The organism is Paenibacillus sp. FSL W8-0187, assembly GCF_037969755.1.
Taxonomy (GTDB): Bacteria; Bacillota; Bacilli; order Paenibacillales; family Paenibacillaceae; genus Paenibacillus_AQ.
This window is the reverse complement of the sequence record NZ_CP150206.1, coordinates 3,666,998-3,681,823: the sequence shown is the minus strand read 5'-3', so window position 1 is coordinate 3,681,823 and position 14,826 is coordinate 3,666,998. Positions and strand designations below refer to the sequence as shown.

At 41.6% G+C, this 14,826-nt stretch carries 13 protein-coding genes and 1 other annotated feature (1 of these 14 running past the window's edge); of the genes, 10 read left to right on the top strand and 3 right to left on the bottom strand.

The window, feature by feature from the left end:
- Positions 1 to 373 precede the first annotated feature (373 nt).
- The 3 genes from MKY48_RS16475 to MKY48_RS16465 all read left to right on the top strand — a co-directional run bounded on the left by MKY48_RS16475 (position 374) and on the right by MKY48_RS16465 (position 3,035).
- Positions 374 to 1,261, top strand: coding sequence for an HD domain-containing protein (locus MKY48_RS16475; protein ID WP_339293451.1), 888 nt, complete (start codon positions 374 to 376; stop codon positions 1,259 to 1,261).
- 248 nt (positions 1,262 to 1,509) lie between these two features.
- The gene (locus MKY48_RS16470) at positions 1,510 to 2,013 is read left to right on the top strand and encodes a hypothetical protein (RefSeq protein WP_339293450.1); all 504 of its coding nucleotides are present in this window, start codon (positions 1,510 to 1,512) and stop codon (positions 2,011 to 2,013) included.
- 146 nt (positions 2,014 to 2,159) lie between these two features.
- Positions 2,160 to 3,035 carry an aldose 1-epimerase family protein gene (locus MKY48_RS16465; RefSeq protein ID WP_339293449.1) on the top strand — a complete coding sequence of 292 codons (876 nt, stop codon included), beginning with the start codon at positions 2,160 to 2,162 and terminating at the stop codon, positions 3,033 to 3,035.
- A 193-nt stretch (positions 3,036 to 3,228) separates the two neighbouring features.
- On the opposite strand, the gene MKY48_RS16460 is transcribed toward MKY48_RS16465, so the two are convergent.
- Positions 3,229 to 3,531 carry a hypothetical protein gene (locus MKY48_RS16460; protein WP_339293448.1) on the bottom strand — a complete coding sequence of 101 codons (303 nt, stop codon included), beginning with the start codon at positions 3,529 to 3,531 and terminating at the stop codon, positions 3,229 to 3,231.
- A 284-nt stretch (positions 3,532 to 3,815) separates the two neighbouring features.
- On the opposite strand from MKY48_RS16460, the gene MKY48_RS16455 reads away from it, so the two are divergent.
- The 3 genes from MKY48_RS16455 to MKY48_RS16445 all read left to right on the top strand — a co-directional run bounded on the left by MKY48_RS16455 (position 3,816) and on the right by MKY48_RS16445 (position 7,420).
- Positions 3,816 to 5,555, top strand: coding sequence for an ATP-binding cassette domain-containing protein (locus MKY48_RS16455; RefSeq protein WP_339293447.1), 1,740 nt, complete (start codon positions 3,816 to 3,818; stop codon positions 5,553 to 5,555).
- 541 nt (positions 5,556 to 6,096) lie between these two features.
- Positions 6,097 to 6,669, top strand: coding sequence for a sigma-70 family RNA polymerase sigma factor (locus MKY48_RS16450; RefSeq protein WP_339264684.1), 573 nt, complete (start codon positions 6,097 to 6,099; stop codon positions 6,667 to 6,669).
- A gap of 1 nt (position 6,670) precedes the next feature.
- Entirely contained in the window at positions 6,671 to 7,420 is a 750-nt protein-coding gene (locus MKY48_RS16445; RefSeq protein ID WP_339264682.1) for a DUF3600 domain-containing protein, read from the top strand.
- A gap of 641 nt (positions 7,421 to 8,061) precedes the next feature.
- Here the strand turns inward: MKY48_RS16445 and MKY48_RS16440 are convergent.
- Complete coding sequence (locus MKY48_RS16440; protein ID WP_339264681.1) at positions 8,062 to 9,084, bottom strand: MBL fold metallo-hydrolase; 1,023 nt, start codon at positions 9,082 to 9,084, stop codon at positions 8,062 to 8,064.
- Between the two features lie 163 nt (positions 9,085 to 9,247).
- On the opposite strand from MKY48_RS16440, the gene MKY48_RS16435 reads away from it, so the two are divergent.
- Together MKY48_RS16435 and MKY48_RS16430 are read left to right on the top strand one after the other, a co-directional pair.
- The gene (locus MKY48_RS16435; RefSeq protein ID WP_339293446.1) at positions 9,248 to 10,258 is read left to right on the top strand and encodes a fumarylacetoacetate hydrolase family protein; all 1,011 of its coding nucleotides are present in this window, start codon (positions 9,248 to 9,250) and stop codon (positions 10,256 to 10,258) included.
- Positions 10,259 to 10,351: 93 nt separating this feature from the next.
- Positions 10,352 to 10,933: a TetR/AcrR family transcriptional regulator gene (locus MKY48_RS16430; RefSeq protein WP_076323511.1), complete on the top strand. Its 582-nt coding sequence runs from the start codon at positions 10,352 to 10,354 to the stop codon at positions 10,931 to 10,933.
- A gap of 872 nt (positions 10,934 to 11,805) precedes the next feature.
- Here MKY48_RS16430 and MKY48_RS16425 read toward each other — a convergent pair.
- The gene (locus MKY48_RS16425) at positions 11,806 to 12,357 is read right to left on the bottom strand and encodes a TetR/AcrR family transcriptional regulator (RefSeq protein WP_339264679.1); all 552 of its coding nucleotides are present in this window, start codon (positions 12,355 to 12,357) and stop codon (positions 11,806 to 11,808) included.
- Between the two features lie 163 nt (positions 12,358 to 12,520).
- On the opposite strand from MKY48_RS16425, the gene MKY48_RS16420 reads away from it, so the two are divergent.
- Both MKY48_RS16420 and MKY48_RS16415 read left to right on the top strand, forming a co-directional pair.
- Positions 12,521 to 13,447 carry a 2-dehydropantoate 2-reductase N-terminal domain-containing protein gene (locus tag MKY48_RS16420; protein WP_339264678.1) on the top strand — a complete coding sequence of 309 codons (927 nt, stop codon included), beginning with the start codon at positions 12,521 to 12,523 and terminating at the stop codon, positions 13,445 to 13,447.
- Between the two features lie 950 nt (positions 13,448 to 14,397).
- Positions 14,398 to 14,565 carry a DUF6886 family protein gene (locus MKY48_RS16415; RefSeq protein WP_339264677.1) on the top strand — a complete coding sequence of 56 codons (168 nt, stop codon included), beginning with the start codon at positions 14,398 to 14,400 and terminating at the stop codon, positions 14,563 to 14,565.
- 145 nt (positions 14,566 to 14,710) lie between these two features.
- Positions 14,711 to 14,826 (top strand) — a binding site (T-box leader); it runs 98 nt beyond the window's last position.

Here is a 14,826-nt window from a genome sequence, read left to right as displayed (position 1 = left end):
CTACATTTATTATTTGCGAAAAGCTTGACATATCAGGCTTTTTTATTTTTATGTAGAATAATTTGTGTCATCAAAAAATGCACAAAAGTGGCCACATTGTAGGATTTTGACTCAAATGTGACTACATTATAGAGTAGCCTCCATAAAAGTACTAAAAGAAGACACTGAATCCACCTTCCTGAAAGGAGGATTCTTGAGATGTGGGTTGTAAGTGCAGCCGTTTGTTTGTATGACAAAACCAGAAATAGTAGGGGGATTTAATAAAATGGACTATCGGTTAAGACTTGACGGTGCTCTAGACGAAGTCTATGAGCCTCTATGGCGGCTACCAATTCAACTACTCAATGAAGAATAAGCGCTATTGAGAAGCATAATGTTGCGGCGGCTTCACTTAGTTCGGCATGGCGGTGCGTTTTTCATCAACTCCCACCATACATTCAGTCGCTTGCAGCAAACACTAGGGGTATTTGCACTTACAGCTCATTTTGAACCGGACAACCGTGTGCTGCGGGTAGCGGCGCTGCTGCATGACATCGGGCATCCACCTTTCAGTCAAACGTTAGATTCCCTAGAGGGGGTTGATCATCACAAATGGACACGAGAGGCCGTATTTTCAGATGAGATCGTTAACATTCTTTCCCAGGCGAATATCGACGCCGTCGAAGTCATGGACTATATTGATGGTTCACGACGCAGCATTTTAAGGAATAAGGAAGGCACAGTCCATGCTGATCATTTGGACTCTTGGGTTCGGAGTGCTTATATTGGTGGTTATTTGCCTATTTCAACTGGTGAACTTTTAAACGATATGAATTATAGAAATGGTAGCCTTCAGTTTACACCAGAAGGAGGCAAGCTTGTCACTGAGCTAATATGGGAAGAGGCTCGTATGCAAGTATCCACGGCCAATATCGGCATAAACGCGATGATGCGAAAGCTGGTTCGCTGCTTAATAATCAATGGTGATCTTGATGTAACTAACTTGCCTAACATGACGGATATGCATATCGAGCAGTTGCTTTGTAACGATGGAAGAAGCATACGTGAAGAGTATGAAAGGCTTCTTATGGAATCGTGGCGAATCCGCGTAACACGGGAAAAACCTAACGTTACAGCGGAAAAAACAATTTTGAGCAAACTCTATCTCGCGATGCCGCTTATAGGAGACGTTTCGATTGCCGAAACTTCGCAAGACATCCTGGCGACGATCAATGAACTCAAACAGATGCTTGGCACATACTACGTATGGTGGGGTAGCTAGGGTGAAACTTAGCTTTGAATTTACTTCCGCTAACAGGGGACATTAGTTGAATAAAGAAAATAAGGCAGCCGGTCATTGTCATCGGCTGCCTTTGTTCAACTAATTGGCAGTTTAGTTTAATGACGACGAGACGGGATTTTAGAAAAAGGTGCGCCATAAAGATTGCCTACTACTTCCTCATCGCAACATAACTATCTGTTCTTTCGTTTGAACAGTAAACGTCGTTATTTAAACTGGGGGTGTTAAATTTGAAGAAATTTCTACTGCCTTTTGTAATGACTCTCGTTCTCATGGGCTTAGTTGGTTGTTCTAGCGCTCAACCAAATGGTGATGATTTAGTGCCAATGGACAAGGTGCTTGAGGAAGAGCAACCGCCTAAGGCTGAAATTCAGATTGGTGAACAAATGTATGAGACAAAACTCGGCACATATTGTTGGGACTCAAAAAACCAAAGCAGATGTGTGGATACAATTGGTCCAGTTGAGCTTTTAAAAGGTGAAAATCCAGTTACTGTACAGCCTGGTGAAGTTATTACATTTGTGATGAATTATGAGCCGCAACCGAACAAACACCATGTCAACCAAATCTATGAAGACATATCTGAAGAAGTTGAAGTGAAAGAAAATAGCTTTCATGCACCTACACAAAAAGGGACATATTTCTATTCATACGGGGTATGGTGGATGGATGAACATGTAGAGAACCTGTCTCACGGTGATGCTTTTTATTATTTCGTCCTAAAAGTTGTTTAGATGGATTCAACAAACGGAGAACGATAGCTCAATAAGCACGAAGAAACGGCAGCTGATGAATTGGCTGTCGTTTTCTCAACTCCCTCAAGAAGAACTTTGATATAATATGGGTATCTGGACTATAAGTATGAAAGGGGAGTACAACAATGAATAAAATTTTGCGTAGCAGCTCGGCGGAAGCTGAGATTAATACCCTTGGGGCGGAACTGATCAGCTTCAGAAAGCTGGATCCGGAAGCTGAATACATCTGGAGCGGTGACGCCACGTATTGGACAGGCCGTTCTCCGGTGCTGTTTCCCATTATTGGTGCGGCCCGGAACGGAGAGATTAAGGTGGACGGTAAAGCCTATAAGATCGGCAATCACGGATTCGCCAGACGCAGCGAATTTACGCTGGTCCAAGAAAGCGACACCCACGCGGTTTACCGCCTCTCTTATGATGAGAAAACCCTGGCCAGTTATCCTTATAAATTCAACCTATATATTACATATAAACTGAATGTAAGCACACTGGAACTTAGTTACCGGGTGGAAAATAGCGATGTTCAGGATCTCTTTTTCCAGCTCGGGACCCACCCGGCGTTCAATTGTCCGCTTGATGACAACGGTAGCCTGAGCGATTACTATCTGGAGTTCGCTGAATCGGAAAACCTTGAAAGGTTGTTCTTGAATTCGGACGGCCTGTTGATCAGCGGCAAATCGGAGCCCGTTCTGAAACAAGAGACCATCCTGCCGTTATCCCATGAAATGTTCGCCGAAGGCGCATTGATTTTCCGAAATGTGAGCTCTCGGCAGATTTCGCTTAGAAGCAAGCACTCCGCCAAAAGCGTAGTTGTCACCTATAAGGGTTTTCCCGACCTCGGCATCTGGCAGCCTTTGAACGCTCCCTTCATATGCATCGAGCCTTGGCAAGGAGTAGCGGATATGGACGTCTTTGAAGGTGAACTTCAAGCTAAAGAGGGAATAATCACCCTGGAGCCGGGGGCGAATTTCACAAGCTCCCTGACCATAGAAATCAACTGACGATCCGAAGGGAGCTGCAGGGTTCTCAACTGTTTAAGCTCGGCTCCATACCATGCAAAAAGCTTCAATCTATAGGAGAGGGCACTGAAGAACTTACGTTTTTCTTAAGGAGTATGTATAAACTTCAAAAAAGTAGACATTCAACCCCATTTTTAGGAAGAATGTCTTCTTTTTTAGCTCTATTTTATTCAATTTATGGGATGGTCCTATTTGTCGGGTGACAAAAACATAGTAACTTGGGGAGTTCGTCGATTCTATGTCCGCGACCCATAGATTTCATCAACGCAATGTTCATTGCCGCTGCGTCGCGCACATCAACCCAATATAGTTGCGAATCTGCCATAGCTCTATCGTCGCGAAGCTTGGCATAAATCATATCATTGTGCCAAGGCACAAAGCTTGGTCCCATAATATGCGTAGGGTGGATCATTGTCATGATTTTGTTTGATGTATTTTCATGGGATTGGATAAACGTCCAGGCTGCTTCTTCTTCCATCGATTTTGAAACCATATTGTGGTCGAACAAGCCTTCCCTGTCTTCATTGGTCCAGTCATCTTCTGTAAACGTCGTTTTTGATGGATCTTCATTATAGTAAGCAATGGTTGATTCTGAAAATCGTCCAACAAGCCACCATTCTAAAGAAAGTATTAGAATTTCGAAGTGAGGGTAAGGGCTGAAAATGGATTGAACTTGGTAGTAAAGAGTGTTACTCTAAAAGTCTGTGTTCGACAATACATTTAATAATAGTCACCATTTTAGTTATAAAGAAAGGCACTACTATGATAAAAGTTGAAAACTTATCCTTCTCATTTCCACAAAAAGAACTTTATAAAGACATTTCATTTACGTTAGAAGAGGCACAGCATTGCGCTTTTATTGGAACTAGTGGCAGTGGTAAAAGTACACTGATCGATATACTGATGGATCCAGAAAGATATTTGTTCGAAGGCACGTTAGAGATAGATCCAACCTGCAAAATTGGGTATGTAAGTCAGTTCTCCCAACTAGACAGAACTAAAGAAACAACTGTTTTTGAATATATCGGAGAAGATTTTATTAAGCTACAAAATGAAATAACATCTATTTGTAATGAAATGGAAACATCATCGGATATTGAGCCGTTACTCGAAAAGTATCAATTCGCTTTAGACGCATTTGATGCAATGGGCGGAGATAATTTTGAGAGTAACATTAATAAGAAGCTAAATCTAGCAAACCTCTTGAAGCTAAAAGATGTTAGGGTATCCGACCTGAGCGGCGGGGAATTCAAACTTATTCAAGTAATGAAGGAAATGCTTAATAGTCCAGACTTAATGATCATGGACGAGCCGGATGTATTTTTAGATTTTGAGAACCTAAATGCGCTTAAAAAACTTATTAATACTCACAAAGGCATACTGCTAGTTGTTACGCACAATCGTTATCTATTGAATCATTGTTTCAACAAAATTATTCACCTTGAAAACACAGAGATCCAAGAGTTTGATGGGCGATATATTGAGTATAACTTCTCATTACTTCAGACAAAAATTGAGTTGCAAGAAATCGCAGTCGCTGAAGCTGAAGAAATTGAGAGATACGATAACATTATTGATAATCTTAGAGCTATCGCAACTATTAATTCAGATGCATCTAGAGGTAGAGCGTTAAAAGCTAGAGTTAGATTTCAAGAGAGATTGGAAGCGCGTAGAATTAAGGCACCATTTGTTGATATTAAGCAACCGAATATCAGTTTCGGTATTGAGAATGAAATTGAAGACAACATTGTTGTAAAAGTCAATAATTATAGTGTTGCCTTTGATGAACTGCTTTTAGAGAATGTGAGCTTTGAGATAAAATCTACGGATAAAGTAGCCATTATTGGTCCAAACGGTACAGGGAAAACGACTTTACTCCGAGATATCTTTAACAATAATCATGATTCCATTGAAATAAATGATGATGTTAAGGTGGCTTATTTATCTCAGAATCAAGGCGAAATACTAAAAGATTCCAATACAATACTAGAAGAATTCATCGATGCTGGTTTTAAAACTTATGATGAAGTTAGATCGTATATTTCAAACTATGGCTTTGAAGGCGAAATCGTTAATCAAAAGATTGAATCACTATCTGGTGGAGAAAAAAACATACTTCAATTGGCTAAAGTTTCTGCTAGTAATGCAAACGTATTGCTTCTTGATGAACCGACAAGCCATTTAGACACATATACACAAATTGCACTGGAAAAAGCCATTGAAGACTATAAAGGTGCAATTCTCATGATATCTCATGATTTCTATTCTGTTGTAAATGGTATGGATTATGTATTAATCATTGACAATAAGACGATTAGAAAAATGACTATGAAAAAATTTAAACAGATGATTTACGCTAGTCACTTTGATAAAGACTATTTAGAAGCGGAACAAAACAAAAAAGCAGTTGAAATGAAAATAGAAATGGCTTTAAAAGATACTAATTTTGAATTTGCAAAAGTATTGGTTGATGAGCTAGAAGAGCTAATTAAGTTGCTTTAATTTACAACTCTCTGATTGAAATGATTACAAGAAAGTGAAGTCAGTTACAGCGAATAGGGCTAATGTGAATTAGTCTGAGTTCAACGATGAAACATGATGTTGGTGGAAAATATCAACAAAAAAGACACTGATGAATAGAATATCAGTGTCTTTTTACTGCATTGATTTCTTTATAGCTCTTGCCTGGGGTACTTTTATTTTATTTCATTGTAAACAAAAATTTCGCCGTTATGACCGTTATGGTGAACCGTGTCACAAGTAACGGCAAGTTTTTTTAGAGATTCCACCAAAAAAACTTGGTAAGGTTTTTTTGGGGAGGGGGAGAGATCTATACATGAAGGAGGACACGACAGAACAGAAATCAAAATAAACATTCCGACAAATGTCGGGGGACAAGAACATGTTCCCATTGAAAGTCGCTAATTTAGCGGCTTTTTTGTTTTATCGGTACAAGTTCTTGTCCTATATTTTGAAATAATTCGAACGATATCTATAATTATTACCAATATATACTGTAAGACCGAAGGGGAGGAGGTAGCAGATGAATCATCCATCTGAATATGCAAGGCTTATTTCGCTTACGTTGGCCGGGAACCGTGATGCGTTTGGCGAGTTATATGAAGCAACCATTAAGGACGTTTACAATACTGTTTATTTCCTTATTCGGGAACCATCAGATGCAGAGGATGTCATTCAGGAGATTTATATTCAATTATACCGGTCTCTTGAAAAGTTTGACGTAAGCAGGCCGTTTCGGCCTTGGTTAATGGGAGTGGTCATGCGGCAAATTCAGGCTCACCGCAGAAAGAGTTGGACACATATGCGGATCATCAAAAAAGCTGAACAGATTGATCAAGCCGTGGTCTATGATATCTCAAGTGAGGTGGTCAACAAACTATCGAATCAATCGCTACTTGAAAGCGTAGATCGACTTCCTTATAAGCTAAAGCTAGTTGTTATTCTGCATTATATGAATGATTACACGCAAGAAGAGATTGCAGCCACATTAGAAATCCCTCTTGGGACGGTAAAATCACGGATTCATGCTGCTTTGCAAAAGATGCGCAAAAAACAGAAAATTAGCATTCTGGCTATGGGAAAGGTGGAGGGGTAAAATGAGTTTCGATGAAAGATTGAAAACCGCTTTTAAGGAAGAGACTAAAGAATGGAACGCACCAACGGAGCTCAAGGAAAAAATACTTAACAAAGTCGGACACATTCAAGAAGGAAGACGAATGAAAAAGTGGGTCGTTGCATGTATTTTGGCCGCTACATTGTTAATCCCAACAGGTGCTTTTGCCGGTTATAGCTACATAGCTGATTCCATCTATGGTTCGCGGGACAATATCGGAGTAACTCAAAAGCAATATGATGAGCTGGAGGCAAAGCTGCAGACCGCCAAACAAAACCTCAGTGAAGAGGAGTTTACAAAATGGATGTCCTTACTAAAAGAATGGGGCCTCCTTAATTTGAAAATTGCCGATACAAAAGGGGATTTTCATATTGAGAGATTGAGCGTAGGAGAGCAAAAAAACTATAGAAGGTTAACCGCAGAGCTAGAGCCACTCTTTCGCAAATTAAATGAAGTTCAATCAACGAAGGGAGAAGTTAAACTTATAGATAGCACTACTTTTTGGAATGGAGTGCTAGATGAAGCAGGGCAAATATTCAGCAAAGAAGAATTTGATGAGTTTCAAAAATTATTAAATGAATTGAGGGCTTATGACGAGAAAAAATATGATCCGGATGGTAGTGTTCATATTGAACGGCTGTCAAAGGAAGATCAAATGAATATAGAGCAATTGTTGCAGCAGATACAACCTTTTTATAAGAAGTTGGGCATAACAGTTAAGCCGGAAGCTTGATCTGTCGAGGAACAAGAACGTGTAAAACTCCACGTTAACGAAACGTTAGGAGCAACCTTAGTTCACCTAACTCAAGAAAAACTGAAGCCTTTTCAAACATGATTTTAGAATTGTAAAGCCACTCAACTAACGGAACTCTATAGCTTAATAAACTAAAACGCGGCTGTCGGCATAGATCGGTAGCCGCGTTAAGCTAACGGGCAACTTCAGGTACTAATTGATCAATCTGTGCAACAAACGATCGATCAAAGGGCATTGGATTAAACTAACGGGTAACGAAGAACTTAGTCCTTTAAGAAACTGCGTCCCGCGCGGTTTTTCTAATTTAAGGGATCAATGACAAGAACTTTGTTACATTCCCGATATGATCTCATCAGCAGAAGATGCCATTTTTGTTAAACTAACGCGCAGTTTAGTGATGGTGGCTACCGCGAAAAGTCTTGGAATCCCTTTAAAGAAGAGAAATACACTTAACATCAAATATTAGTTATATCGTTTAAATAGAGTTCTACTAGTAAGTCATTAGTCCATCTCCATGGTTCTAAGCGCCGATTTTATTTCCGTGGATCATTCAAAAAAACGGCCACTGTTCGCATCGTTTGCGACAGGGCCGTTTTTTGTTTTGTAGGCTCCTCAAATTGCTATTCTTGCCAAACACTCATAGGGTCCCATGGCTTGATCTGATTGCCATATTTCCCGACCAAAAAAGCTTTCATGTCTTCCAGCTTAGCAGGCACCTCGTTCCAACTTGGAAGGGGTGGTAATCCTCGTTTGCTTTTCAATAGGATATCCACTGTTACATACAAGCGTTCTGGCTGAATCCAATGAAGGAAGCGGGAAATATCAATTTGCTTAGTCAGGGACAAGGAATCAATTTCGTCATTGTAATGCTTGTTGAACTCGCTGATCAGGTTCAATAGGTATTCTCTTTGCTCCTCCACGAAGTCCAGGCCGCAGATGGCGCCATGTCCTGGAACAACGATTTCGGGTTTAAATTCATCAATAATGCGATCAAGTACTTTAACCCAATTGAGGGTTCCCTCTTCACTGTACGCTGTACAACCGTTAAACACGACATCGCCAGCGAATAGTACTTTTTCTTTTGGCATCCACAGTAGCAAGTCACTGTCAGAGTGGGCCGGAGCTACGTTGTAAATCATAACTTCCGTATCGCCAAGACGGATGTTGATATCGTCCTTTATCTCAATATTCGGGAGTACCCATTCTACGCCTTCCAGGTCGAATCCTTCAAATTCCGCTGCAAAGAACCGCTCGCCCGAAGTCGATTCCGGAGAATCCTTTCCTCTTCTGATGACGCTGTCCATCCAGGCGATATTTTCGGTGAGACGCTCTCTGGAGGCTTCCTTGTGCATAATAATGCAAGCATCTTCAAACACTTTGTTGCCCCAGGCATGGTCGCTGTTATAGTGCGAATTCACCACATATGCGGGAGAGCCGCCGTTGCTTACTTCCATAAAAGCCTCCCGCATTTCCCTCGCATGGAACAAATCGAAGAACGTGTCATACACCAGCCCTTCACCCTTGTTGATGAACCCGGCATTGGCCCAACTGATGCCGCGATATGGCGAAATACCGGCAAAGACGCCATCTGCAACTTCAAAAAATTTAACGCGAGGTTTTTGGATAATACGTCCATACTTCATAAAAATTCTCCTTTGAGTATATGTTTTTAGGATAAGGCCTACTGACTAAGTCTTATTATAGAGAATGGAAAGAAAAATGCAAGCATGTACTTGCATGCATTTATTCTATACTATATGATAGTAACAGAACAACATCACACTACAAGGATCGAGGCGCTTAACCATGAAACTAGTAACTTTTCAGACCAATACATCCCAGGAACCTTTGTTTGGGCTTGTAATTAACGAGAAATTTGTCGTGTCTTTTGTCGCAATCATGAAAAAGCAGGGAACATTCGTTGACAGTCTCGAAAGTATGGACAGCTATCTTCATTATTTACCGGCAAGTTATGATGCCGCTAAGGAAATGATGCAATATGCTATCGAACAGTTTCATCAATTCAATGAAAATGAAATCAGCCCGATTGCAGCGGTAAACCTGCTGCCGCCGGTTCCGAATCCGGCTGCGCTTATCGATTTCGGGCTGACGCCAAGACATCTGAGAAATGCTGGCGTAAATCTGCTGCAAAGAGAATATACAGGGCCGGAACGAGAAGAGCTTATAAGTCAAATCTCCGAAAAATTCCAGCAAGATCCGAATAAAGTAACTTTCAGTTATTATAAGTGTAACCATAATGCATTAATTGGCGATGGGGATACGATTCATTGGCCTTCGTACTCTTCCTATCTGGATATCGAGCCGGAGCTGGCCTTTGTTACAGGGAAGGGGAACTGTATTGCAGGTTATGTTATTTTTAACGACAGTACTATCCGTGATGTGCAGTGGCTGGATTTCCAGGCGATGACCGGACCGACGCGCTGCAAAGATTTTGATCGTAGCAAAGGAATAGGACCCTATCTGGTTACGCCGGATGAAATCGACAACCCGCTGGCATTGGATGTGGATGTACGCATCGGGGAGAGACTGTATTGGAAGGGAAGCACATCCGAGTATTCTGCACACCCTGCAAAAGTGATGGAGGAAGTTCTCAAAGTTTTCACACCGGTCCCAGGCACGATTATAGGAATGGGGACGATACCGGATTGCTGCGCAATCGAGACTGAACAATGGCTATTGCCTTCTGACCGAATCCAGATTACATTTGATAAATTAGGCACGCTCACGCAATTGGTGCCTGATTATGTCAAGATTACGGAACCAAGCCGCTGGGAACAAAGAAGCGATTTTCTTTAAATAAACGTTTATGAAAATGATGAACCCCGATCCTGCTGCATATTGCAAAACTTGTAGTAGAATAGGTTTAACATATGCAAAAGGAGAAGTACAATGCAAACTTCAGACAGAATCATTGAAGCCGCGACACGGCTCATCAAAACGAAGGGCTATCGGGGCGTTAGTACCAAAACCATTGCAACGGAAGCTAAAGTCAATGAATCTACGATTTTCCGGCAATTTGGAAGCAAACAAGGCATATTGGAAGCCATCATTGAAAGACATTCCGATATCCCGCAATTTGAGAAGCTGTTAAGAGAGGATGCGACCGATAATCCGGAAATCGATCTTCTAAATGTAAGCCAGCAGTACCGTTTGTTTTTCCATAAAAATGCGGACATCATTTTAATTGGGATCCGCGACAAAGGAATGCTTCCCGAATTGGACAGAGTGCTGGCCGATCCGCCGGTAAAGCTGCACTCCTTGCTGGTTGAATATTTTGAACGACTGCAGAAGAAAAAAGTCATAGCCATACAAGATGAGCGTCTTTCCGCTATGTCTTTTCTCTCGATGTGCTATGGATTTCAGATGAGCGAGCTGATTCACCGGGATTATCAGTCCCAACTCGTCACCGAGGAAGAGTTCTACAAGCACAGTGTCTCATTGTTTGTAAAAGGGATGTTATCTCAGGCATAACGTTGGCTCATTGAATAATGCTTAGATAAGAAAATATGATAAAATCATTGACTTGGTTAAGTCTTCACGGCTCCTTGCTTGAATATATGCTGAAAAGCTAGCTCCCGATCCAAAAGATCATTATAGTTATTCTGTCCATTGACGGCGTTTGGCGCTGAAGGAGGCGATTGTATATGAGTAAACAGATATTTGCTGAGTGGATTGGTTTCGTAGTATTTGTTGCTGATAACATAGAGTCTCCCGAGCGGACTGCAGTCTTTTGATGGAGGTAGGCTGCTTATTTCACGATGTGAAATAGGCGGATTATCGTATACACAAGCTGTGCATGGAGCATCCGTAGAGGGATTTCTGCGGGTGTTTTTTGGTGTGTTTGTGAGATCAGTCCTGTATAACTGCCTGTCGACTGTATGTTGCTAGGACGGGGTGAATCGATGGGGCTAGTGTGAAGTGGCCATGCGCAGAAATGACCTCAACTAAGGGACCAAGTTCTTGACCTAGAAGGGACTATGTTCTTGTCCCATGACAACAAACCGCAGCTAATTGTCGAGGGACAAGATCATGGTCCCATTGATAGTCGCTATTTTAGCGTCTTTTTTGTTTTATCGGTACAAGTTCTTGTCCCGAGTCAAGGACAAGAACTTGTACCGATTGCCAAATATGGACAAGAACTAGAACATGGTACTATTGCCGATTTGATAAATATCTACCTAGGAAAGGTGGGGCTCTTTTGAGTGATAAACTAGACTGGATTAGGATCAATAAAACTTCAGTCCTCGGAAGTATTTCAACTGGCTGTAAACCCGTTTGAAAATGTAAATATTAATTTAATTTCAAAACTTTTATGCAGGTATCACACTTCAAATTTAATACGTTTACCATAGCTGCAGCCTTGCTTCCAAAATTCTAGCCATCTGTTCAACCATCTCTTCTGGCGTATATGGCATAGATTGGACGACCCACCACTCAATCAACCCCGTAATGGAAACGGATAAGAATTGCGCCAATACATCCTTGTGGATACCGGTTTCTAGCTTCATTTGGTTCACCACCAAGGTTATATTCGCTTCAATCATCTGTGTCATACGGTGTCTGAATGTCGGAATACCTTTATTGGTAATCAAAACGCCATAGATTTCTGCATGCTCTTTCAGATACGTGAACGCACGAATCAGCAGGTCCCGGGACAGTTCATTGGTTGGCCCATCCTCCGGAACACAACTCTCAGCAAGCATCATCAGATACGTTTCCACGCTCTGTTCCAGCAGGTCATATTTGTCTGTAAAATGCAAATAGATCGTTCCGCGGTTGACATTGGCCCGATCCGCAATCCCTTGAATGGTGACCCTCTCAAATTCCTGCTCTCCCAACAGCCCAATAAACGCTTGCATAATCATTTGTCTTGATCGCACGATGCGCCGATCCATGGTTTTCCCCTCTTTCCTGAACACATCCAGCATTCGTTGTTCATTTCTCAACAGAAATGAAAGCAATTAGCCATTGCACCTGCATCCGTTCCAATGATATCTTGATTGTAATACACAGATGTTATATATTCAACAACTGTTAATTATAAAAGGAGGGACAATATTGAATATACTTGTGTACGGTGCAGGTGTGCAGGGAAGCTATCTGGCACATGTCCTAGTAAAGGGCGGTCATGACGTGACTGTGTTGGCAAGAGGAAAGCGAGCGGAGGAACTGGAAAAGGAGGGACTGGTCATTCGGCATTACCTTCAGCGCAAGACAACAGTTGATCGGGTTCGTGTAATTCGCAGACTAGATTCAGGTGACGCGTATGACTTGATCTTCGTCATGATGAAATATTCGGATTTCGAGGCTGTGCTACCAATCCTCGCAGAAAACGTTAGCCGTCATATCGTATTGGTCGGCAACAATATGAATACCTACGCCATGCAGGACCATTTGAGTAAACATGGAAAGTCGCCTAAACAGGTTGCTTTTGGCTTCCAAGCTACCGCAGGTACACGTACCGACGGGCGAGTCATTTGCATACGTGGCGGCCATGGGGAGATGGTCATCGGGGGTCTGAACGGTCCCGTTCCGTTTCGCTCCTTGCTGGAGCAGGCATTCATGCCAACCAAGTACAAGCTCAGTTACCATGATCAGATCGATGCCTGGCTGAAAAACCACATGGTGCTGGTCGTGCCCATGAACATGGTCATTCTGTTCCATAGCTTCCAGATGAAACAGGTTGTCCGTGACGACAGGCGAATGCGTCAGTTAGTGGCGGCGATGGGAGAGGGCTTCCGTGTACTTGAATCATTGGGGTACCCGTTAACCCCTGTGAAGCAAGCGTCTTGGATTACCGGCTATCCAAATTTAATCCGCTGGGCGTTGAAGATTTTCTTCATGATTCCGGTTAGCGGGTTGATTGATGGGACAGCTGTTGAGCTCAGAGCCTTGAATGAGGACTTTGCCGAATGGAGGGCAAGGTCGGATGTGCCTACGCCAAACTGGAATGCGTTAGAAACAGATTGGCTTATTCAATCATAGTCACTGCTGCAAGCCGTGTGATATATCGTGAAGAGTGATTTCGGGAAGTGTTGAAGCACTTACAGGGCCGTCCTTACGGCCTGTCTTTCCGGTAGAAGTTCTTGTCCTGTGCTTCATGTCTAATGACACAATTGTGACCCCATTACGAAAAGTACAAAAGCCTGATTCTCGGGGCTTTTTTTTGTGTCAGTTGTCGGGGGACAAGAACATGGACGCTTTGAAAGTCGCTATTAGCGGCTTTTTTTGTTTTATCGGTACAAGTTCTTGTCCCGAGTCAAGGACAAGAACTTGTACCGATTGCCGTAAAGGACAAGAACATAGTCCGATTACCGGTTATATATAAATAGTTAACTACTTTACACTGCTCTAATTCATTAAGCTAACGGGCAGGATTGTTCAATAATTTCGCGAATACTTCAAAATTGATAATTTTCGTGAAGTTCGTAAATACACTGTTATATGCAATTGCTGCAAGAAAAGCAAAATCGTCCGGGTAGCCCATATTTATATTGGCTTTGCCCGAAAAAAATAACAATGATTGGAATTATGTGTTACAAATAATATAGGGGAGGTGGAAAGTGAATTTATTATTTTGGATTACTATTGCTTTCATCATCATCGGATTTGTTATTCTTGCTTTTATAAGAAGAAATGTGAAAAGTAAAAAAATTACATCCTCCAAAGCTATAATTTGGTTTATAGTGGGGACCACAGTTTGGGGGATAACTAGTATCTTTCTTGTTGTGAGGTTTTTTGGTGTAATTTAGTGAGTTATGACAACGGTTTTAGAGAGAAGCATTTCATTTTTGTGAAGAAATGTACTTAAACTATCAGGTCCGTTAGTTGAATATCGGAGACAGCATAAAAGCTGTCTCTTTTTTACCATTAGCAACAATCTTTACGAACAGAGCCTTGATAAAACAGCTGGCTACTACAACTCTCGCTAAGTAGTGAAACCCAAATCAGTTGGAAAATATGAGATTTTATTGGAGAGATTACTCCTAAAAGTAATTGAATTAAGATTCACACCAAATTTATATCCGCTTAGGGAAGCAATATTTGCTTCCGACTTCAAAGGATACGGGATACATAGATTTAAAAATGCAAAAAAACTCTAACTCATTAAGCTAACGGGAAACGATAGCTCACTAATGATAAAACTGCAGCCGACCAGTTGATCGACTGCAGTTTCTTTACGCTAACGGGCAGGATACTTCAGCGCTTTCACATTTACAAAACACAACATCCAACTGGTAATATTAAACAAATGCAATGATGTGAAGAGTAAACAAGGCGTACTTTTACAGAGAGCTCCGGTTGCTGAAAAGGAGTACAGGATACCTTGTTGAACCAAGTCACTGAGCATCACATCGGAACCT